The sequence below is a fragment of the Georgenia sp. G2120 genome (assembly GCF_055326485.1).
The window spans coordinates 259,492-276,375 of the sequence record NZ_JBUZNL010000003.1 but is presented as its reverse complement, the minus strand read 5'-3'; the positions used below and the strand labels follow the sequence as shown (position 1 = coordinate 276,375).

At 69.3% G+C, this 16,884-nt stretch carries 27 protein-coding genes; all 27 read right to left on the bottom strand.

Annotated elements, in window-relative coordinates:
• Window position 1: 1 nt before the first annotated feature.
• The 27 genes from ACZLMO_RS05245 to rpsL all read right to left on the bottom strand — a co-directional run bounded on the left by ACZLMO_RS05245 (window position 2) and on the right by rpsL (window position 16,522).
• On the bottom strand, window positions 2-577 hold the full coding sequence (locus tag ACZLMO_RS05245) for an adenylate kinase (protein ID WP_425713560.1): 576 nt from the start codon (window positions 575-577) through the stop codon (window positions 2-4).
• Window positions 574-1,860: a preprotein translocase subunit SecY gene (secY, locus tag ACZLMO_RS05240; RefSeq protein ID WP_425713561.1), complete on the bottom strand. Its 1,287-nt coding sequence runs from the start codon at window positions 1,858-1,860 to the stop codon at window positions 574-576. The genes ACZLMO_RS05245 and secY overlap by 4 nt, the downstream gene beginning before the upstream one ends.
• Window positions 1,861-2,085: 225 nt before the next feature.
• The gene (rplO, locus tag ACZLMO_RS05235) at window positions 2,086-2,556 is read right to left on the bottom strand and encodes a 50S ribosomal protein L15 (protein WP_425713562.1); all 471 of its coding nucleotides are present in this window, start codon (window positions 2,554-2,556) and stop codon (window positions 2,086-2,088) included.
• Between the two features lie 2 nt (window positions 2,557-2,558).
• A complete protein-coding gene (gene rpmD / locus ACZLMO_RS05230; RefSeq protein WP_425713782.1) occupies window positions 2,559-2,741 on the bottom strand; it encodes a 50S ribosomal protein L30 in 183 nt (60 codons plus the stop codon).
• On the bottom strand, window positions 2,741-3,451 hold the full coding sequence (gene rpsE, locus ACZLMO_RS05225; RefSeq protein ID WP_425713563.1) for a 30S ribosomal protein S5: 711 nt from the start codon (window positions 3,449-3,451) through the stop codon (window positions 2,741-2,743). Before rpsE ends, rpmD begins: the two co-directional genes overlap by 1 nt.
• A 29-nt stretch (window positions 3,452-3,480) precedes the next feature.
• Window positions 3,481-3,852, bottom strand: a complete 372-nt coding sequence (rplR, locus tag ACZLMO_RS05220) for a 50S ribosomal protein L18 (RefSeq protein WP_425713564.1) — start codon at window positions 3,850-3,852, stop codon at window positions 3,481-3,483.
• A gap of 2 nt (window positions 3,853-3,854) precedes the next feature.
• Window positions 3,855-4,394 carry a 50S ribosomal protein L6 gene (gene rplF, locus ACZLMO_RS05215; protein WP_425713565.1) on the bottom strand — a complete coding sequence of 180 codons (540 nt, stop codon included), beginning with the start codon at window positions 4,392-4,394 and terminating at the stop codon, window positions 3,855-3,857.
• A 19-nt stretch (window positions 4,395-4,413) separates the two neighbouring features.
• The gene (rpsH, locus tag ACZLMO_RS05210; RefSeq protein WP_425713566.1) at window positions 4,414-4,812 is read right to left on the bottom strand and encodes a 30S ribosomal protein S8; all 399 of its coding nucleotides are present in this window, start codon (window positions 4,810-4,812) and stop codon (window positions 4,414-4,416) included.
• Between the two features lie 58 nt (window positions 4,813-4,870).
• Window positions 4,871-5,056, bottom strand: coding sequence for a type Z 30S ribosomal protein S14 (locus ACZLMO_RS05205; protein WP_425713567.1), 186 nt, complete (start codon window positions 5,054-5,056; stop codon window positions 4,871-4,873).
• 3 nt (window positions 5,057-5,059) lie between these two features.
• Complete coding sequence (rplE, locus tag ACZLMO_RS05200; protein ID WP_425713568.1) at window positions 5,060-5,626, bottom strand: 50S ribosomal protein L5; 567 nt, start codon at window positions 5,624-5,626, stop codon at window positions 5,060-5,062.
• A gap of 1 nt (window position 5,627) precedes the next feature.
• Entirely contained in the window at window positions 5,628-5,969 is a 342-nt protein-coding gene (gene rplX, locus ACZLMO_RS05195) for a 50S ribosomal protein L24 (RefSeq protein ID WP_425713569.1), read from the bottom strand.
• On the bottom strand, window positions 5,969-6,337 hold the full coding sequence (rplN, locus tag ACZLMO_RS05190) for a 50S ribosomal protein L14 (protein ID WP_425713570.1): 369 nt from the start codon (window positions 6,335-6,337) through the stop codon (window positions 5,969-5,971). The genes rplX and rplN overlap by 1 nt, the downstream gene beginning before the upstream one ends.
• Before the next feature lie 79 nt (window positions 6,338-6,416).
• A complete protein-coding gene (gene rpsQ, locus ACZLMO_RS05185; protein ID WP_425713571.1) occupies window positions 6,417-6,713 on the bottom strand; it encodes a 30S ribosomal protein S17 in 297 nt (98 codons plus the stop codon).
• A gap of 8 nt (window positions 6,714-6,721) precedes the next feature.
• Window positions 6,722-6,976 (bottom strand): 50S ribosomal protein L29, encoded by a 255-nt coding sequence (rpmC, locus tag ACZLMO_RS05180; protein WP_425713572.1) that lies wholly within the window; start codon window positions 6,974-6,976, stop codon window positions 6,722-6,724.
• Window positions 6,976-7,395: a 50S ribosomal protein L16 gene (gene rplP, locus ACZLMO_RS05175; protein WP_425713573.1), complete on the bottom strand. Its 420-nt coding sequence runs from the start codon at window positions 7,393-7,395 to the stop codon at window positions 6,976-6,978. The genes rpmC and rplP overlap by 1 nt, the downstream gene beginning before the upstream one ends.
• 2 nt (window positions 7,396-7,397) lie before the next feature.
• Complete coding sequence (gene rpsC / locus ACZLMO_RS05170) at window positions 7,398-8,192, bottom strand: 30S ribosomal protein S3 (protein WP_425713574.1); 795 nt, start codon at window positions 8,190-8,192, stop codon at window positions 7,398-7,400.
• Window positions 8,192-8,581, bottom strand: a complete 390-nt coding sequence (gene rplV, locus ACZLMO_RS05165; RefSeq protein WP_425713575.1) for a 50S ribosomal protein L22 — start codon at window positions 8,579-8,581, stop codon at window positions 8,192-8,194. Before rplV ends, rpsC begins: the two co-directional genes overlap by 1 nt.
• Window positions 8,582-8,619: 38 nt before the next feature.
• Window positions 8,620-8,901, bottom strand: a complete 282-nt coding sequence (gene rpsS / locus ACZLMO_RS05160) for a 30S ribosomal protein S19 (protein WP_425713576.1) — start codon at window positions 8,899-8,901, stop codon at window positions 8,620-8,622.
• 19 nt (window positions 8,902-8,920) lie between these two features.
• A complete protein-coding gene (gene rplB, locus ACZLMO_RS05155; RefSeq protein ID WP_425713577.1) occupies window positions 8,921-9,757 on the bottom strand; it encodes a 50S ribosomal protein L2 in 837 nt (278 codons plus the stop codon).
• Window positions 9,758-9,791: 34 nt separating this feature from the next.
• Entirely contained in the window at window positions 9,792-10,097 is a 306-nt protein-coding gene (rplW, locus tag ACZLMO_RS05150; protein WP_425713578.1) for a 50S ribosomal protein L23, read from the bottom strand.
• On the bottom strand, window positions 10,094-10,738 hold the full coding sequence (gene rplD / locus ACZLMO_RS05145) for a 50S ribosomal protein L4 (RefSeq protein WP_425713579.1): 645 nt from the start codon (window positions 10,736-10,738) through the stop codon (window positions 10,094-10,096). Before rplD ends, rplW begins: the two co-directional genes overlap by 4 nt.
• Window positions 10,739-10,740: 2 nt before the next feature.
• Complete coding sequence (gene rplC / locus ACZLMO_RS05140) at window positions 10,741-11,409, bottom strand: 50S ribosomal protein L3 (RefSeq protein ID WP_425713580.1); 669 nt, start codon at window positions 11,407-11,409, stop codon at window positions 10,741-10,743.
• 11 nt (window positions 11,410-11,420) lie between these two features.
• Entirely contained in the window at window positions 11,421-11,729 is a 309-nt protein-coding gene (rpsJ, locus tag ACZLMO_RS05135; protein ID WP_019146773.1) for a 30S ribosomal protein S10, read from the bottom strand.
• Window positions 11,730-12,177: 448 nt separating this feature from the next.
• The gene (gene tuf / locus ACZLMO_RS05130) at window positions 12,178-13,371 is read right to left on the bottom strand and encodes an elongation factor Tu (protein ID WP_425713581.1); all 1,194 of its coding nucleotides are present in this window, start codon (window positions 13,369-13,371) and stop codon (window positions 12,178-12,180) included.
• Between the two features lie 119 nt (window positions 13,372-13,490).
• Window positions 13,491-15,605, bottom strand: a complete 2,115-nt coding sequence (fusA, locus tag ACZLMO_RS05125; protein WP_463653084.1) for an elongation factor G — start codon at window positions 15,603-15,605, stop codon at window positions 13,491-13,493.
• Between the two features lie 72 nt (window positions 15,606-15,677).
• Window positions 15,678-16,148: a 30S ribosomal protein S7 gene (gene rpsG, locus ACZLMO_RS05120; protein WP_425713583.1), complete on the bottom strand. Its 471-nt coding sequence runs from the start codon at window positions 16,146-16,148 to the stop codon at window positions 15,678-15,680.
• Window positions 16,148-16,522 carry a 30S ribosomal protein S12 gene (gene rpsL, locus ACZLMO_RS05115; protein ID WP_425708342.1) on the bottom strand — a complete coding sequence of 125 codons (375 nt, stop codon included), beginning with the start codon at window positions 16,520-16,522 and terminating at the stop codon, window positions 16,148-16,150. The genes rpsG and rpsL overlap by 1 nt, the downstream gene beginning before the upstream one ends.
• Window positions 16,523-16,884: the final 362 nt, after the last annotated feature.

Here is a 16,884-nt window from a genome sequence, read left to right as displayed (position 1 = left end):
CTCAGCGCGCCGACGGGAGGGCGGCAAGGAGGCGCTCGGTCACCGACTCGATGTCTCCCATGCCGTCGACCTGCACGAGCAGGCCCCGGTCGGCGTAGATCTGGGCCAGGGGCGCGGTCTGCTCGGCGTAGACCTCGAGGCGACGTCGGATGACGACCTCCGTGTCGTCCGCGCGGCCCTGCTCCTTCGCGCGCTGCAGCAGGCGGGTGACGACCTCGTCGGTGTCGGCCGTCAGCTCGACGACCACGTCGAGCTGGGTGCCGGCCGCGGTGAGCATGCCGTCGAGCTCGGCCACCTGGTCGGCCGTGCGCGGGTAGCCGTCGAGGAGGAAGCCGCCCTGGGCGTCCTCCTCGGCCAGGCGGTCCCGCACCATCGCGTTGGTGACCTCGTCGGGCACGTACTCGCCCGCGTCCATGTAGCGCTGCGCGCGCCTGCCGAGCTCGGTCTGCTGGGCGACGTTCTGCCGGAAGATGTCGCCCGTCGAGATGGCGGGCACGCCCAGCGCGTCGGAGATCCGGCCGGCCTGGGTGCCCTTGCCGGCTCCCGGGGGGCCGAGGAGGACGAGTCGAGAGGTCATCGCAGGAACCCTTCGTAGTGGTGCTGCTGGAGCTGGGAGTTGATCTCCTTGACGGTCTGCAGACCGACGCCGACGACGATGATGATCGACGTCCCGCCGAACGGCAGCTGGGTGACGTTCATGGCGGCCAGCGCGATCGTCGGGATGAGCGCGACGATCGTCAGGTAGATGGCGCCGACGGTCGTGATGCGCGTGGTGACGTACCGCAGGTACTCGGCGGTCGGGCGGCCGGCACGGATGCCGGGGATGAAGCCGCCCGCGCGCTTCATGTTGTCCGAGATCTCCTCGGGGTTGAACGTGATCGACGTGTAGAAGAACGCGAAGAACAGGATCATCACGGCCATGAGGATCATGTAGCCGGCGCTCTGCGGCGAGAAGTTGACGAGCACCCACTGCACCCAGCCCTCGGTGGGGTCGCCGAACTGCGCCGCCATCGTCGGCAGCATGAGGATCGACGACGCGAAGATGACCGGGATGACGTTGGCCATGTTGATCTTCAGCGGGATGTAGGTCGAGGAGCCGCCGTAGGTGCGTCGCCCGACCATCCGCTTGGCGTACTGGACGGGGATGCGGCGCTGGCTCTGCTCGACGAACACGATGACGAGGGTGATGACGAGCAGCAGCCCGACGATGAGCGCGAAGCGGCCGACGCCGCCGTCGCCACGGCCCACGGTCAGCATGGCCGACGGGAACGAGGCGGCGATCGAGACGAAGATGAGGAGCGACATGCCGTTGCCGACGCCGCGCTCGGTGATGAGCTCGCCGAACCACATGATGAGGACCGTGCCCGCGGTCAGCGAGATGACGGTGACCAGCAGCGCGATCGGCGAGGTGTCGGGGACCGGGTCGACCGGGCAGCCCGGGAAGAGCCCGTTGTTCGCGACGGTGACGACGACGGCGGACTGCAGCAGCGCGAGGCCGACCGTGAGGTACCGGGTGTACTGCGTGAGCTTGGCCTGCCCGGAGGAGCCCTCCTTGTGGAGCTCCTCGAACCGCGGGATGACCACGCGCATGAGCTGCGTGATGATGCTGGCGGTGATGTAGGGCATGACACCGAGGGCGAAGACCGAGAGCTGGAGCAGCGCCCCGCCGGAGAAGAGGTTGATCATCCCCATGAGGTCGTTCTGCTGCGCGGCGCCGAGGCACTGCTGGACGTTCGGGTAGCTCACGCCCACGGCGGGGACGAACGCCCCGATCCGGTAGATCGCGATGATCCCCAGCGTGAACAGCAGCTTGCGCCGAAGGTCCGGAGTCCGGAACGCCTGGAGGAATGCGCTCAGCACCTAGTTCGTCTCCTGATCATGGTCGTCGACCGGCTGCGCGGTGAGCGAGCGGTCCGCGGCGCACGGAGCGCCTGGGTCACCCTACCTGCCGCCCCAGGACCTCTCGGGCGCCGGGGTCGGGGCTGGACGTGACGTAGATCCCCCTCCCCGCGTCGGGCCTGGTCCGGGGACGACGAAGGGCGACCCGGCCTGGCCGGGTCGCCCTTCGTCACGTGCGGGTCGGTGTCACGCGGTGGTGACCGTGCCGCCCGCCGCCTCGATCTTCTGGCGCGCGGACGCCGAGGCCTTGTCGACGCTCAGCGTGAGCGCGACGGACAGCTCGCCGTCGCCGAGCACCTTGACCGGCCGGCCCTTGCGGACCAGGCCCTTGGCCACGAGCTCCTCGACACCGACCGTGCCGCCGTCGGGGAAGCTGGCGCCGAGCGCGTCCAGGTTGACCACCTGGTACTCGACGCGGAACGGGTTCTTGAACCCGCGCATCTTCGGCAGCCGCATGTGCAGCGGCGTCTGGCCACCCTCGAACCCTGCGGGAACCTGGTAGCGCGCGCCGGTGCCCTTGGTGCCGCGGCCGGCCGTCTTGCCGCCCTTGCCACCCTCACCACGGCCGACCCGCGTGCGCGCGGTCTTCGAGCCGGGGGCGGGACGCAGGTGGTGGACCTTGATCGGGCGCGAGGCGCCCGTCGTCTCCTCCGACATGGTCAGTCGACCTCCTCGACGGTGACGAGGTGCGCCACCGTGCTGATCATGCCGCGGACCTCGGGGCGGTCCTCGCGCACGACCGACTGGCCGATCTTGCGCAGGCCGAGGCTCCGCAGCGTGTCCTTCTGGGACTGCTTGCCACCGATGGTGGACTTCGTCTGGGTCACCTTGAGCTGGGTCATCACGCGGACACCCCCGCCACGGCGGCCTCGTTCTCGGCCTTGGCGGCGTCGTCGGCCTTCGCGTCGCGCTCCTTGGCCTCACCCTCGGCGCGCGCCCGAAGCATCGCCGCCGGGGCGACGCGCTCGAGCGGCAGGCCGCGGCGAGCGGCCACGGACTCGGGCTGCTCGAGGTTCTTCAGCGCCTGCACCGTCGCGTGGACGATGTTGATCGCGTTCGAGGAGCCGAGCGACTTGCTGAGGATGTCGTGGATCCCGGCGCAGTCGAGGACGGCGCGGACGGGACCGCCGGCGATGACTCCGGTACCCGGCGCGGCCGGGCGCAGGAAGACGACGCCCGCGGCGTCCTCGCCCTGCACGGTGTGCGGGATCGTGTTGCGTACGCGCGGCACCTTGAAGAAGTTCTTCTTGGCCTCCTCGGTCCCCTTGGCGATCGCCGCGGGCACCTCCTTGGCCTTGCCGTAGCCGACGCCCACGGTGCCGTCGCCGTCGCCCACCACGACCAGCGCGGTGAAGCTGAAGCGGCGGCCGCCCTTGACGACCTTGGACACGCGGTTGATGGTCACCACGCGCTCGATGTACTGGCTCTTCTCCTCGCGACGGTTGTCGCGCCCACCCCGGCGGTCGCCGCGGCCGCGGCGGTCGTCACGGCCCTCCGTGGACCCGCCGGTCGTGGCCGAGCCGGAGCTTCGGTCTCGCTGCTGTGCAGCCATGTGTCTCTCCTTGAGCTCTCTACTCGGGGTCAGAGTTCCAGGCCCGCGTCGCGGGCGCCGTCGGCGACGGCGGCCACGCGGCCGTGGTACTTGTTGCCGCCGCGGTCGAAGACCGCGGCCGTGACACCCTTGGCCTTGGCGCGCTCGGCCACGAGGCGGCCGACCGTGCGGGCCTTCTCGACCTTCTCCGCACCGGCGGAGCGGAGGTCGGCCTCGAGCGTGGACGCCGAGGCGAGCGTGATGCCGGCCGTGTCGTCGACCAGCTGCGCGACCATGTGGCGCGAGCTGCGGGTGACGACGAGGCGCGGACGGGTGGCCGTGCCGTGCACGTGCTTGCGCACGCGCAAGTGGCGACGGGAGCGGGCGACGCGGCGCCCCTTGCCCTTGATCGTGATCGCCATCGTTACTTACCAGCCTTTCCGACCTTGCGGCGGACCTGCTCGCCCTCGTACCGCACGCCCTTGCCCTTGTACGGCTCGGGCTTGCGGATCTTGCGGATGTTCGCGGCGGTCTCGCCCACGAGCTGCTTGTCGATGCCCGAGACCTTGATCTTGGTGGGGCCCTCGACGGTGAACGTGATGCCCTCCGGCGGGGAGACGACCACGGGGTGGGAGAAGCCGAGGGCGAACTCGAGGTTCGATCCCTTGGCGACGACGCGGTAACCCGTGCCGACGATCTCCAGGCCCTTGGTGTAGCCGTCCGTCACGCCGATGACCATGTTGTTGATCAGCGTGCGGGTGAGGCCGTGCAGCGAGCGGGACTCACGCTCGTCGTCCGGACGCGAGACGACGATCGCGCCGTCGTCGTCGCGGGCGACGGTGATGGGCTCCTTGACCGTGTGCGACAGGGTGCCCTTGGGGCCCTTGACGGACACGGCGGGACCCTCGATGGTGACCTCGACGCCCGAGGGCACGGAGACCGGGTACTTTCCGATGCGGCTCATAGTGTGACTTCCTTCCCGATCACCAGACGTAGGCGAGGACTTCCCCGCCCACGCCCTTGTCGCCGGCCTCACGGTCGGTCAGCAGACCGGAGGAGGTGGACAGGATCGCCACACCGAGGCCGCCCAGGACGCGCGGCAGGTTCGTGGACTTCGCGTAGACGCGGAGCCCGGGCTTCGACACGCGGCGGACGCCGGCGAGCGAGCGCTCACGGTTCGGGCCGAACTTCAGCGCGAGCACGAGGGTCTTGCCGACCTCGGCGTCCTCCACGCTGGAGCCGGCGATGTAGCCCTCGGCCTGCAGGATCTCGGCGATCGCGGCCTTGAGCTTGGAGTAGGGCATCGACACCGACTCGTGGTAGGCCGAGTTGGCGTTGCGCAGACGCGTCAGCATGTCTGCGATGGGATCGGTCATGGTCATGGTGGGCAGCAGCCCTTCCTCGTCGCGGTTTCCGTCTCGGACCTGCGACGTCAGTGAATTACCAGCTGGACTTGGTGACGCCGGGGAGCTGGCCGCGCAGGGCCATCTCGCGCAGGCAGACGCGGCACAGGCCGAACTTCCGGTACACGGAGTGCGGACGTCCGCAGCGCTGGCACCGGGTGTAGCCGCGCACCTTGAACTTCGGGGCGCGCGAGGCCTTCTGCTTGAGAGCGGTCTTGGCCACGGATCAGTCCTCCTTGAAGGGGAAGCCGAGGCGCTTGAGCAGCGAGCGCCCCTGGTCGTCGTTGATGGCGGACGTGACCACGGTGATGTCCATGCCGCGGACCCGGTCGATGGCGTCCTGGTCGATCTCGTGGAACATCGACTGCTCGTTGAGACCGAAGGTGTAGTTGCCGTTGCCGTCGAACTGCTTGGCGCTGAGCCCGCGGAAGTCGCGGATGCGCGGCAGGGCGATCGACAGCAGGCGGTCGAGGAACTCCCACATGCGGTCGCCGCGCAGCGTGACGTGCGCGCCGATCGGCATGCCCTCGCGCAGCTTGAACTGCGCGATGGAGCGCCGGGCCTTCGTGACCTGCGGCTTCTGGCCGGTGATGAGGGTGAGGTCGCGGATCGCGCCCTCGATGAGCTTGCTGTCGCGCGCGGCGTCACCGACACCCATGTTCACGACGACCTTGACGAGGCCGGGAACCTGGTTGATGTTGGCGTGGCCGAACTCCTCGCGCAGGCCGGCCTTGATCTCGGAGCGGTAGCGCTCCTTGAGGCGCGGCGACGCGACGGTGGTGGTCTCGGTCATGTCAGACGTCCTTACCGGAGCGCTTGGCGATGCGGACGCGCACGTTGCGCTCGCGTCCGTCGCGCTCCACCTGCTCGGTGCGGTACCCCACGCGGGTGCCCTTCTTCGTCTCCGGGTCCACGAGCATGACGTTGCTGACGTGGATCGGCGCCTCGACGGTCTCGATGCCGCCGGACGTGCCGCCCGACGAGGACTGGCCGACCTTCGTGTGGCGGGTGACGCGCTGGACGCCCTCGACGATCAGGCGGTCCTTGGCCACGTCGACCTTGAGGACACGGCCCTGCTTGCCCTTGTCGCGGCCGGCGATGACGACCACGAGGTCGCCCTTCTTGATCTTCGCCATCACAGCACCTCCGGCGCCAGGGAAATGATTCGCATGTACTTCTTGTCGCGCAGCTCGCGGCCGACCGGGCCGAAGATGCGGGTGCCGCGCGGGTCGCCGTCGGCCTTGAGGATGACGGCGGCGTTCTCGTCGAAACGGATGTAGCTGCCGTCGGGACGACGACGCTCCTTGCGGGTGCGGACGATGACCGCCTTGACGACGTCGCCCTTCTTGACGTTGCCGCCCGGGATGGCGTCCTTGACGGTGGCGACGATGACGTCGCCGATGCCGGCGTAGCGTCGGCCGGAGCCACCGAGCACACGGATGCAGAGGATCTCCTTCGCACCCGTGTTGTCGGCGACCTTGAGCCGCGACTCCTGCTGGATCATTCTTTACTCCTGTCGTCGTGCCGGTTCTCGCCGGGCGAGCCTGGCCGAACGGATGTGATGGTGGGTCGGGAGACCCGCGTCAGCGGGCCTTCTCGATGATCTCGGTGACGCGGTAGCGCTTGGTGGCGGACAGCGGCCGGGTCTCCATGATCCGGACCAGGTCGCCCACGCCGACCTCGTTGTTCTCGTCGTGCGCCTTCACCCGCTCGGTGCGGCGCAGGACCTTGCCGTAGAGCGCGTGCTTGACGCGGTCCTCGACCTCGACGACGACGGTCTTGTCCATCTTGTCCGACACGACGTAGCCGCGACGGGACTTGCGGTAGTTCCGCTCGTCCTCGGTCGCCTGCTCGACGGCGGAGCTCGTGTTCTCGCTCATGTCGTCCTTCACTTCTTCTTCGTGGTCTCGGCCGGGGCCGGCGCGGTGCGCAGCCCGAGCTCGCGCTCACGCGCGATCGTGTAGATGCGCGCGATGTCCCGCTTGACGGCCTTGAGCCGGCCGTGGTCCTCGAGCTGGCCGGTGGCCGAGGAGAACCGCAGGTTGAACAGCTCGGCCTTGGCCTCGGCAAGCTTCTCGGCGAGGACCGAGTCGTCCATCTCGTCGAGCTCGATCGGCGTCAGACCCTTCGATCCGATGGCCATCAGCCCTCACCACCTTCACGCACGACGAATCGCGTCTTCATCGGGAGCTTGTGCTGCGCACGGGACATGGCCTCGCGGGCCAGGTCCTCGGGGACGCCGGCGAGCTCGAACATCACTCGGCCCGGCTTGACGTTGGACACCCACCACTCGACGGAGCCCTTGCCGGACCCCATGCGGGTCTCGGCCGGCTTCTTCGTGAGCGGGCGGTCCGGGAAGATGTTCACCCACACCTTGCCGCCACGCTTGACGTGACGGGTCATGGCGATACGGGCGGCCTCGATCTGCCGGTTGGTCACGTAGGCGTGCTCGAGGGCCTGGATGCCGTAGTCACCGAACGAGATGGTGGTGCCACCCGTCGCGGTGCCCCGGCGCCCGGGGTGGTGCTGCTTGCGGTGCTTGGTCCGCCTGGGGATGAGCATGCTCAGGCCTCCGTCGTGGGCGTAGCGGGCGCCGCGGGGGCACCCTCGGTGGCGGCCGGGGCGGGCCGCGAGTCCCGGCGCGGGCCACGGCCACCGCCGCGTCCCTGACGGGGACCGCGCTGCGAGCCGGCGTCGGCCTCCTGGCGGGCGAACTCCTTCTCGGTGACGTCGCCCTTGTAGATCCAGACCTTGACGCCGATGCGGCCGAAGGTCGTGCGGGCCTCGAAGAAGCCGTAGTCGATGTTCGCGCGGAGCGTGTGCAGGGGCACCCGGCCCTCGCGGTAGAACTCCGAGCGCGACATCTCCGCACCGCCGAGGCGGCCGGCGCACTGCACACGGATGCCCTTGGCGCCCGCGCGCTGGGCGGACTGCATGCCCTTGCGCATGGCGCGGCGGAACGAGACGCGCGAGGCGAGCTGCTCGGCGATGCCCTGGGCCACCAGCTGCGCGTCCATCTCGGGGTTCTTCACCTCGAGGATGTTGAGCTGGACCTGCTTGCCCGTGAGCTTCTCGAGGTCGCCGCGCAGGCGGTCGGCCTCGGCGCCGCGGCGGCCGATGACGATGCCCGGTCGCGCGGTGTGGAGGTCGATGCGGACGCGGTCGCGCGTGCGCTCGATGTCCACCTTGGAGATGCCGGCGCGCTCGAGGCCGCGGGACATCAGCTTGCGCACCTCGACGTCCTCGCGGACGTAGTCGCGGTAGCGCTGCCCCTCCTTGGTCGAGTCGGCGAACCAGCGCGAACGGTGGTCGGTGGTGATGCCGAGCCGGAAACCGGTCGGGTTGACCTTCTGACCCACTAGTTGGTCCCTCCCTTGCTTCCGGCGCCCGCGGGCACCTCGGACTCGTCGCCGACGACGACGGTGATGTGGCTCGTCCGCTTGAGCACCCGGGCGGCGCGCCCCTGGGCGCGCGGCCGGAACCGCTTCATGGTCGGACCCTCGTCGACGTACGCCTCGAGCACGCGGAGCTCGCCCGCGTCGAAGCGCTCGCCGTCGCGGTCGGCCACCACACGTGCGTTGGCGATCGCCGACTCGAGCACCTTGCGGACGGTCTCCGCCGCCGCCTGGGGGGCGAACCGGAGCACGTCCACGGCCTCCTCGGCGCGCTTGCCGCGGACCACGTCCACGATGCGGCGTGCCTTCATGGGCGTCACGCGAACGAATCGCGCCTGCGCCTTGGCTTCCATGTCTCTGCCTTACCTCTGCTGGTCGTCGGGCGCGCGCCTCAGCGGCGGCGGCCCTTCCGGTCGTCCTTGTCGTGCCCGCGGTAGGTACGCGTCGGGGCGAACTCCCCGAGCTTGTGACCAACCATCGCCTCGGTGACGAACACCGGGACGTGCTTGCGGCCGTCGTGCACGGCGAAGGTGTGGCCCAGGAAGTCGGGGGTGATGACCGACCGGCGGGACCAGGTCTTGATGACGTTCTTCGAGCCCTTCTCGTTGGCGACGTCCACCTTCTTCTGCAGGTGGTCGTCGACGAAGGGGCCCTTCTTCAGGCTGCGTGGCATCTCGTCAGTGCTCCTTGGCTCAGCGCTTCTTGCCGGTCCGGCGACGACGCACGATCAGCTTGTCGCTGGGCTTGTTCGGACGGCGGGTACGGCCCTCGGGCTGCCCCCACGGGCTCACCGGGTGGCGACCGCCGGAGGTCTTGCCCTCACCACCGCCGTGCGGGTGGTCGACCGGGTTCATCACGACGCCGCGGACGGTCGGGCGCTTGCCCTTCCACCGCATGCGGCCGGCCTTGCCCCAGCTGATGTTCGACTGCTCGGCGTTGCCGACCTCGCCGATCGTGGCGCGGCAACGCGCGTCCACCCGACGGATCTCGCCCGACGGCATGCGCAGGGCGGCGTAGATCCCCTCCTTCGCGAGGAGCTGGACCGACGAGCCGGCCGAGCGGGCGATCTTCGCGCCGCCACCGGGGCGGAGCTCGATCGCGTGCACGGTCGTACCGACAGGGATGTTGCGGAGCTGGAGCGAGTTGCCCGGCTTGATGTCCGCGCCCGGGCCGGCCTCGACCGTGTCGCCCTGGCTCAGCCGCGTCGGCGCGAGGATGTAGCGCTTCTCGCCGTCGGCGTAGTGCAGCAGCGCGATGCGCGCGGTGCGGTTCGGGTCGTACTCGATGTGCGCGACCGTGGCCGGCACCCCGTCCTTGTCGTGACGACGGAAGTCGATGACGCGGTACGCGCGCTTGTGGCCGCCACCCTTGTGCCGGGTGGTGATCCGACCGGAGGAGTTGCGGCCCCCGGACTTGCTGAGCGGGCGGACGAGCGACTTCTCCGGCGTGGAGCGCGTGATCTCGACGAAGTCGGCCACGCTCGAGCCGCGACGGCCCGGGGTGGTCGGCTTGTACTTACGGATTCCCATGTTCTGGTTCCCTCGATCCCAATCCGACCGGCGGTCAGCCGGCCACCTCACCGAAGATGTCGATGGTCCCGGAGCGCAGGGTGACGATGGCGCGCTTGGTGTCCTTGCGCTTGCCCATGCCGTTGCGCGTGCGACGGGTCTTGCCCGCCCGGTTGATCGTGTTGACGGACGAGACCTTCACGTCGAAGATCTGCTCGATCGCCTGCTTGATCTCGGTCTTGTTCGATCGGGGGTCCACCTCGAAGGTGTACTTGCCCTGGTCGATGAGGTTGTAGCTCTTCTCCGACACGATGGGTCGGACGATGACGTCGCGGGGGTTCTTCACGGCCTCGAGGCTCACTTCGACTCCTCCTCGTCCGCGCGCGTGCCGACGAGAGCGTCGAGCGCCGCGGAGGTGAACACGACGTCGTCGTTGACGAGGACGTCGTACGTGTTGAGCTGGTCGACCCACAGGACGTGGACCTCGGCGAGGTTGCGCACGGAGAGTGCGGCCACCTCGTCGGTGCGCGTGAGCACCACGAGCGCGCGGCGCGAGCCGGCGAGGCTCGTGAGCGTCGCGCGGGCGGCGCGCGTCGACGGGGTGTCACCCTCGACGAGCGAGGAGACCACGTGGACGCGGCCGGCGCGGGCCCGGTCGGACAGGGCGCCACGCAGGGCGGCGGCCTTCATCTTCTTCGGGGTGCGCTGGCTGTAGTCGCGCGGCTGCGGTCCGTGGACCACGCCACCGCCGGCGAACTGCGGGGCGCGGGTCGAACCCTGACGGGCACGGCCCGTGCCCTTCTGCTTGTACGGCTTCTTGCCACCGCCGCGGACGTCGCCGCGGGTCTTGGTGGCGTGGGTGCCCTGGCGGGCCGCCGCGAGCTGCGCGACGACGACCTGGTGCATGAGGGCCGTGTTGGCCTGCACGTCGAAGACCTCGGCGGGGAGGTCCGCGGTGCCGGTCTTCTTGCCGGTGGCGTCGATGACGTCGATGGCGGTCATGGTCAGGCCCCCTTCGCGGCGGAGCGGACGACGACGAGGCCGCCCTTGGGACCGGGGACCGCGCCGGCGATCAGCAGAACGCCGTGCTCGAGGTCCACGGCGTGGACGGTGAGGTTCTGGACCGTGCGCCGGGCGACGCCCATGCGGCCGGCCATCTTCTGGCCGCGGAACACGCGGCCGGGGGTCGCGGCGCCGCCGATCGACCCGGGCTTGCGGTGGTTGCGGTGCGCACCGTGCGAGGCGGAGACACCGGCGAAGCCGTGCCGCTTCATGACGCCCGCGAGACCCTTGCCCTTGGTCGTGCCGACGACGTCGACGCGCTGGCCGGTCTCGAAGGTGGAGCCGTCGAGCTCCTGGCCGACCGAGTACTCCTCGGCGTCGGCGGTGCGCAGCTCGGTGACGTGCCGGCGAGGGGTGACCCCGGCGGCGTCGAAGCGCTTGCGCAGCGGCTGGGTCACGCGTCGCGGGTCGATCTCGCCGTAGGCGATCTGGACGGCGGTGTAGCCGTCGCGCTCGACCGTGCGGATCTGGGTCACGACGTTGGTGTCCACCTTGACGGCGGTCACGGGGACGAGGAGCCCGTCCTCGTCCCACACCTGGGTCATGCCGAGCTTGGTGCCGAGGAGACCCTTGACGGTGGCCCCGGCTGTCTGCTGGGAAGTGGTGGTCATGGCGTCGTTCCTCAGAGCTTGATCTCGATGTTGACGTCCGCCGGCAGGTCGAGCCGCATGAGCGAGTCGACGGCCTTCGGCGTCGGGTCGATGATGTCGATGAGCCGCTTGTGCGTGCGCATCTCGAAGTGCTCGCGGCTGTCCTTGTACTTGTGGGGCGACCGGATGACGACGAAGACGTTCTTCTCCGTCGGCAGCGGCACCGGGCCCACGACCGTCGCACCAGCGCGCGTCACCGTGTCGACGATCTTGCGCGCCGAGCTGTCGATGACCTCGTGGTCGTAGGACTTGAGCCGGATGCGGATCTTCTGTCCCGCCATGGCGTCGTCATACCTCTCTCGTACCCTTGCGTCGGCCGACCCCCGCGCCCGGGCGTGTCGCACTTCGCGCACGTCCGGCCCGAGCGACCCGTGTGGGCCTGACCGTTGGATGCTTACCGTCGCGGGCCTCGCGCCCACGCCCCGCACTCCCGGACCTCGGTCCGTGCGTGCCGGCCTGCGGCATGCCGGGCGTACCCGGTCTCCGCAACGTCTGCCCGTCGTAGGTTGGAGTGCCTGCGACGGTCGGTGCACGCCTGGGCGCGCACCCGTGTCCGACCGACAACGTTACCAGCGCACGACCACGGCCGGAACCCCGGGTGGACCGCTCGCCGTGTGAGGCTCCGCACCAGGTCACCGGCCGCTCCCCCGACGTCGGACATGCGTGAGGGCCCGGCCTCCCTCGCGGGAGACCGGGCCCTCACGGTGCGCCGGCCGGAGCCGGCTCAGATCACTTGAGGATCTTGACGACGCGGCCGGAGCCGACGGTGCGGCCACCCTCGCGGATGGCGAAGCCGAGGCCCTCCTCCATCGCGATGGGCTGGATGAGGTCGACCGTCATCTCGGTGTTGTCGCCCGGCATGACCATCTCGGTGCCCTCGGGCAGCTGGATGACGCCGGTGACGTCCGTGGTGCGGAAGTAGAACTGCGGGCGGTAGTTCGAGTAGAACGGGTTGTGGCGGCCACCCTCGTCCTTGCCGAGGATGTAGACCTGCGCCTCGAACTGCGTGTGCGGCGTGATCGACCCGGGCTTGCAGACGACCTGGCCGCGCTCGACGTCCTCGCGCTTGGTGCCGCGCAGGAGGAGACCGACGTTCTCGCCGGCGTCCGCGGTGTCGAGCAGCTTGCGGAACATCTCGATGCCCGTGACCGTGGTGGTCTGCTTGTTCTCCTGGATGCCGACGATCTCGACGTCCTCGTTGACCTTGAGCTGACCACGCTCGACACGGCCGGTGACGACCGTGCCACGACCGGTGATCGTGAAGACGTCCTCGATGGGCATGAGGAACGGCTTCTCGATGTCGCGGACCGGGTCCGGGACGTTCTCGTCGACGGCGGCCATGAGGTCCTGGACCGACTTGACCCACTGCTCGTCGCCCTCGAGCGCCTTGAGCGCCGAGACGCGCACGACGGGGGCGTCGTCGCCGGGGAACTCCTGGTCCGAGAGGAGCTCACGGACCTCCATCTCGACGAGCTCGAGGAGGTCCTCGTCGTCGACCATGTCGGACTTGTTGAGCGCCACGAGGAGGTAGGGCACACCGACCTGACGGGCGAGCAGCACGTGCTCACGCGTCTGGGCCATCGGGCCGTCGGTCGCCGCGACCACGAGGATCGCGCCGTCCATCTGCGCCGCACCGGTGATCATGTTCTTCACGTAGTCGGCGTGACCAGGGGCGTCGACGTGCGCGTAGTGGCGCTTCTCCGTCTGGTACTCGACGTGCGAGACGTTGATCGTGATGCCGCGCTGACGCTCCTCGGGAGCGTTGTCGACCTGATCGAACGGCGTGAAGTCGTTGAGGTCCGGGTACTGGTCCGCCAGAACCTTCGAGATCGCCGCGGTCAGCGTCGTCTTACCGTGGTCGACGTGACCGATCGTGCCGATGTTGACGTGCGGCTTGGTCCGCTCGAACTTGGCCTTAGCCACTGTGGTGTCCTCCTGGGACTCGGGTAGTCGTCTGTCTGGCGAGAACCGGATGCCCACGCCAGGGGCAGATGGATCCTACGGGTCGGTCGGGTGTGGTGCTGGGGTGCGGCCCGTGGGACCTACTCGCCCCGGGTCTTCTTGACGATCTCCTCAGCGACGTTCCGAGGAACCTCGGCGTAGCTGTGGAACTGCATCGAGTACACCGCGCGACCCTGGGTCTTCGACCGCAGGTCCCCGACGTACCCGAACATCTCGGACAGCGGCACGAGCGCCCGGACGACCTTGACGCCGGTGGCGTCCTCCATCGACTGGATCATGCCACGCCGCGAGTTGATGTCGCCGACGACGTCGCCCATGTACTCGGCGGGCGTACGCACCTCGACGTCCATCATCGGCTCGAGAAGGACGGGGTCCGCCTTCTTCACGCCCTCCTTGAGGGCCATCGAGCCGGCGATCTTGAAGGCCATCTCCGAGGAGTCGACGTCGTGGTAGGCGCCGTCGAGCAGGGTGGCCTTGATGCCCACGAGCGGGTAGCCCGCGACGACGCCGCCCTGCATGGCGTCCTGGATGCCGGCGTCGACCGACGGGATGTACTCCCGCGGGACGCGACCACCGGTGACCGCGTTGGCGAACTCGTAGAGCTCGCCGTCCTCGGTGTCCAGCGGCTCGAACGAGACCTGGACCTTCGCGAACTGGCCGGAGCCACCGGTCTGCTTCTTGTGCGTGTAATCGACCTTGTCGACCGTGCGGCGGATCGTCTCGCGGTAGGCGACCATCGGCGCACCGACGTTGGCCTCGACGCGGAACTCACGCTTCATGCGGTCGACGAGGACGTCGAGGTGGAGCTCGCCCATGCCGCCGATGACCGTCTGACCGGTCTCGTCGTCGAGGCGGACCGTGAACGTCGGGTCCTCCTCGGCGAGCTTCTGGATCGCCGTGCCGAGCTTCTCCTGGTCGCCCTTGGTCTTGGGCTCGATCGCGACGTGGATGACCGGCTCCGGGAAGGTCATCGACTCGAGCACGACCGGGTCGTTGACGTCGGAGAGCGTGTCGCCCGTCGCCGTGTCCTTGAGGCCGATGACCGCGTAGATGTGGCCGGCGCCGATCTCCTCGACCGGGTTCTCCTTGTTGGCGTGCATCTGGAAGATCTTCCCGATGCGCTCCTTCTTGCCCTTGGTCGAGTTGAGGACGGGCGAACCGGACTTGATCGTCCCGGAGTACACGCGGATGTAGGTCAGCCGGCCGAAGAACGGGTGCACGGCGATCTTGAACGCGAGCGCGGCGAACGGCTCCGTCGTGTCGGCGTGCCGCTCGATGACCTTCTCCTCGTCCTTCGGGTCGGTGCCCGGGATCGCGGGGACGTCGAGCGGGCTGGGCAGGTAGTCCACGACCGCGTCGAGCATCGGCTGCACGCCGCGGTTCTTGAACGCCGAGCCGCACAGGACCGGGTAGACCTCGGAGTTGACCGTGAGCTTGCGGATGCCCGCCTTGAGCTCCTCGATCGTCAGCTCCTCGCCCTCGAAGAACTTCTCCATGAGGGTCTCGTCCGACTCCGCGACGGCCTCGACGAGCTCGGCGCGGTACTGCTCCGCCTTCTCGCGCAGGTCGGCCGGGATCTCCTGGGTCTCGTAGCTCGCACCGAGCGTGGTGTCGCCCTTGGAGTCCGCCGGCCACACGAGGGCCTTCATCTGGAGCAGGTCGACGACGCCGATGAAGTCGTTCTCCGCGCCGATCGGGAGCTGGAGGACGAGCGGCTTGGCGCCGAGCCGGTTGACGATCGTGTCGACGGTGAAGTAGAAGTCCGCGCCGAGCTTGTCCATCTTGTTGACGAAGCAGATGCGGGGGACGTCGTACTTGTCCGCCTGGCGCCACACCGTCTCCGACTGGGGCTCCACGCCCTCCTTGCCGTCGAAGACCGCGACCGCGCCGTCGAGCACGCGCAGCGAGCGCTCGACCTCGACCGTGAAGTCGACGTGGCCGGGCGTGTCGATGATGTTGATCTGGTTGGTGTCCCAGAAGCACGTGACCGCGGCGGACGTGATGGTGATGCCGCGCTCCTGCTCCTGCTCCATCCAGTCGGTCGTCGACGCGCCGTCGTGGGTCTCACCGAGCTTGTGGTTGACGCCCGTGTAGAAGAGGATCCGCTCGGTCGTCGTCGTCTTGCCGGCGTCGATGTGCGCCATGATGCCGATGTTGCGGACCTTGGTCAGGTCGGTCATGACGTCAGTTGCCACGTCGCGTTCTCCTCGTGAGGTTCGGTGTCGGTCGGTCGGCGAACGCGGCCGGGTCGCCCCGGCCGCGCTCGGTCACCAGCGGTAGTGCGCGAAGGCGCGGTTGGCCTCGGCCATCTTGTGGATGTCCTCGCGACGCTTGACCGCCGCACCGAGCCCGTTGGAGGCGTCGAGGATCTCGTTCATCAGGCGCTCGGTCATCGTCTTCTCGCGGCGGGCGCGGGCGTAGTCGACGAGCCAGCGCAGGGCCAGCGTGGTGGACCGGGAGGGGCGAACCTCGACCGGCACCTGGTAGGTGGAGCCACCCACGCGCCGCGAGCGCACCTCGAGCGAGGGGCGCACGTTGTCCATGGCGCGCTTGAGCACGGCCGTGGGGTCGCCCTCGGTCTTGCCGCGGACGCCCTCGAGGGCGCCGTAGACGATCCGCTCGGCGGTGGACTTCTTGCCGTCGAGGAGCACGCGGTTGACGAGCTGCGTGACGATGGTCGAGCCGTAGACCGGGTCGACGACGACGGGACGCTTCGGGGCAGGGCCCTTACGAGGCATTACTTCTTCTCCTTCTTGGCGCCGTAGCGGCTCCGGGCCTGCTTGCGGTTCTTCACGCCCTGCGTGTCGAGCGCGCCGCGCACGATCTTGTAGCGGACGCCGGGGAGGTCCTTCACACGACCGCCGCGGACGAGCACCATCGAGTGCTCCTGGAGGTTGTGCCCCACGCCCGGGATGTAGGCGGTGACCTCGATGCCGCTCGAGAGGCGGACGCGCGCCACCTTCCGCAGGGCCGAGTTCGGCTTCTTCGGGGTGGTCGTGTACACGCGGGTGCACACGCCACGGCGCTGCGGGCTCCCCTTGAGGGCCGGCGTGCTCGAGGAGCTCGACTTGACCGACCGGCCCTTGCGGACCAGCTGCTGGATCGTGGGCACTACTTCTCCGTCTCGTTGCTGCAATCGTTGCGACTGCCTCGGGTCGATCTGTTGCTCGGCACCTCGCGCTCGGGCGTGGCGCACCAGGGTGACGCCGACCGGCCGAACGAGGCCGTGGTGACGTCTCCGGGCGGTCCGCCTGAAGGTCCTGCGTCGCCGGCCGCTGGTCGTGGACCGGGCAGGTGACGTGCGCGCGGGAGCCCGATCGGTCCGGGCACCGCCGTCCAGAGTAGCGGCCGCCAGTTTCCGGCGTCAAAGGACCGGGGTCGCCGAAGTGGTGTGATGAGACACGTCGACGTCGGCGGGGGTGGGGGGGGGGGGGGGGGGGGGGGGACGCGGGGAGGGGGGGCGGGGGTAGGGGG

Excerpts from the sequence above, each read along its gene's own strand:
- rplN (WP_425713570.1), bottom strand. The coding sequence starts at position 6,337 with ATGATCCAGCAGGAGTCGCGGCTCAAGGTCGCCGACAACACGGGTGCG.
- rplX (WP_425713569.1), bottom strand. The coding sequence starts at position 5,969 with ATGGCGAAGATCAAGAAGGGCGACCTCGTGGTCGTCATCGCCGGCCGC.
- rplO (WP_425713562.1), bottom strand. The coding sequence starts at position 2,556 with ATGTCGGAGGAGACGACGGGCGCCTCGCGCCCGATCAAGGTCCACCAC.
- rpsG (WP_425713583.1), bottom strand. The coding sequence starts at position 16,148 with ATGCCTCGTAAGGGCCCTGCCCCGAAGCGTCCCGTCGTCGTCGACCCG.
- rpsS (WP_425713576.1), bottom strand. The coding sequence starts at position 8,901 with ATGCCACGCAGCCTGAAGAAGGGCCCCTTCGTCGACGACCACCTGCAG.
- rplR (WP_425713564.1), bottom strand. The coding sequence starts at position 3,852 with ATGGCGATCACGATCAAGGGCAAGGGGCGCCGCGTCGCCCGCTCCCGT.
- rpsQ (WP_425713571.1), bottom strand. The coding sequence starts at position 6,713 with ATGAGCGAGAACACGAGCTCCGCCGTCGAGCAGGCGACCGAGGACGAG.
- ACZLMO_RS05245 (WP_425713560.1), bottom strand. The coding sequence starts at position 577 with ATGACCTCTCGACTCGTCCTCCTCGGCCCCCCGGGAGCCGGCAAGGGC.
- rpmD (WP_425713782.1), bottom strand. The coding sequence starts at position 2,741 with ATGACCCAGCTCAAGGTGACCCAGACGAAGTCCACCATCGGTGGCAAG.
- rplF (WP_425713565.1), bottom strand. The coding sequence starts at position 4,394 with ATGAGCCGCATCGGAAAGTACCCGGTCTCCGTGCCCTCGGGCGTCGAG.
- rpsE (WP_425713563.1), bottom strand. The coding sequence starts at position 3,451 with ATGGCTGCACAGCAGCGAGACCGAAGCTCCGGCTCGGCCACGACCGGC.
- rplB (WP_425713577.1), bottom strand. The coding sequence starts at position 9,757 with ATGGGAATCCGTAAGTACAAGCCGACCACCCCGGGCCGTCGCGGCTCG.
- rplE (WP_425713568.1), bottom strand. The coding sequence starts at position 5,626 with ATGACCGAGACCACCACCGTCGCGTCGCCGCGCCTCAAGGAGCGCTAC.
- rpsJ (WP_019146773.1), bottom strand. The coding sequence starts at position 11,729 with ATGGCGGGACAGAAGATCCGCATCCGGCTCAAGTCCTACGACCACGAG.
- rplC (WP_425713580.1), bottom strand. The coding sequence starts at position 11,409 with ATGACCACCACTTCCCAGCAGACAGCCGGGGCCACCGTCAAGGGTCTC.
- rplP (WP_425713573.1), bottom strand. The coding sequence starts at position 7,395 with ATGCTCATCCCCAGGCGGACCAAGCACCGCAAGCAGCACCACCCCGGG.
- rplD (WP_425713579.1), bottom strand. The coding sequence starts at position 10,738 with ATGACCGCCATCGACGTCATCGACGCCACCGGCAAGAAGACCGGCACC.
- rpsH (WP_425713566.1), bottom strand. The coding sequence starts at position 4,812 with ATGACCATGACCGATCCCATCGCAGACATGCTGACGCGTCTGCGCAAC.
- rplV (WP_425713575.1), bottom strand. The coding sequence starts at position 8,581 with ATGGAAGCCAAGGCGCAGGCGCGATTCGTTCGCGTGACGCCCATGAAG.
- rpmC (WP_425713572.1), bottom strand. The coding sequence starts at position 6,976 with ATGGCCATCGGATCGAAGGGTCTGACGCCGATCGAGCTCGACGAGATG.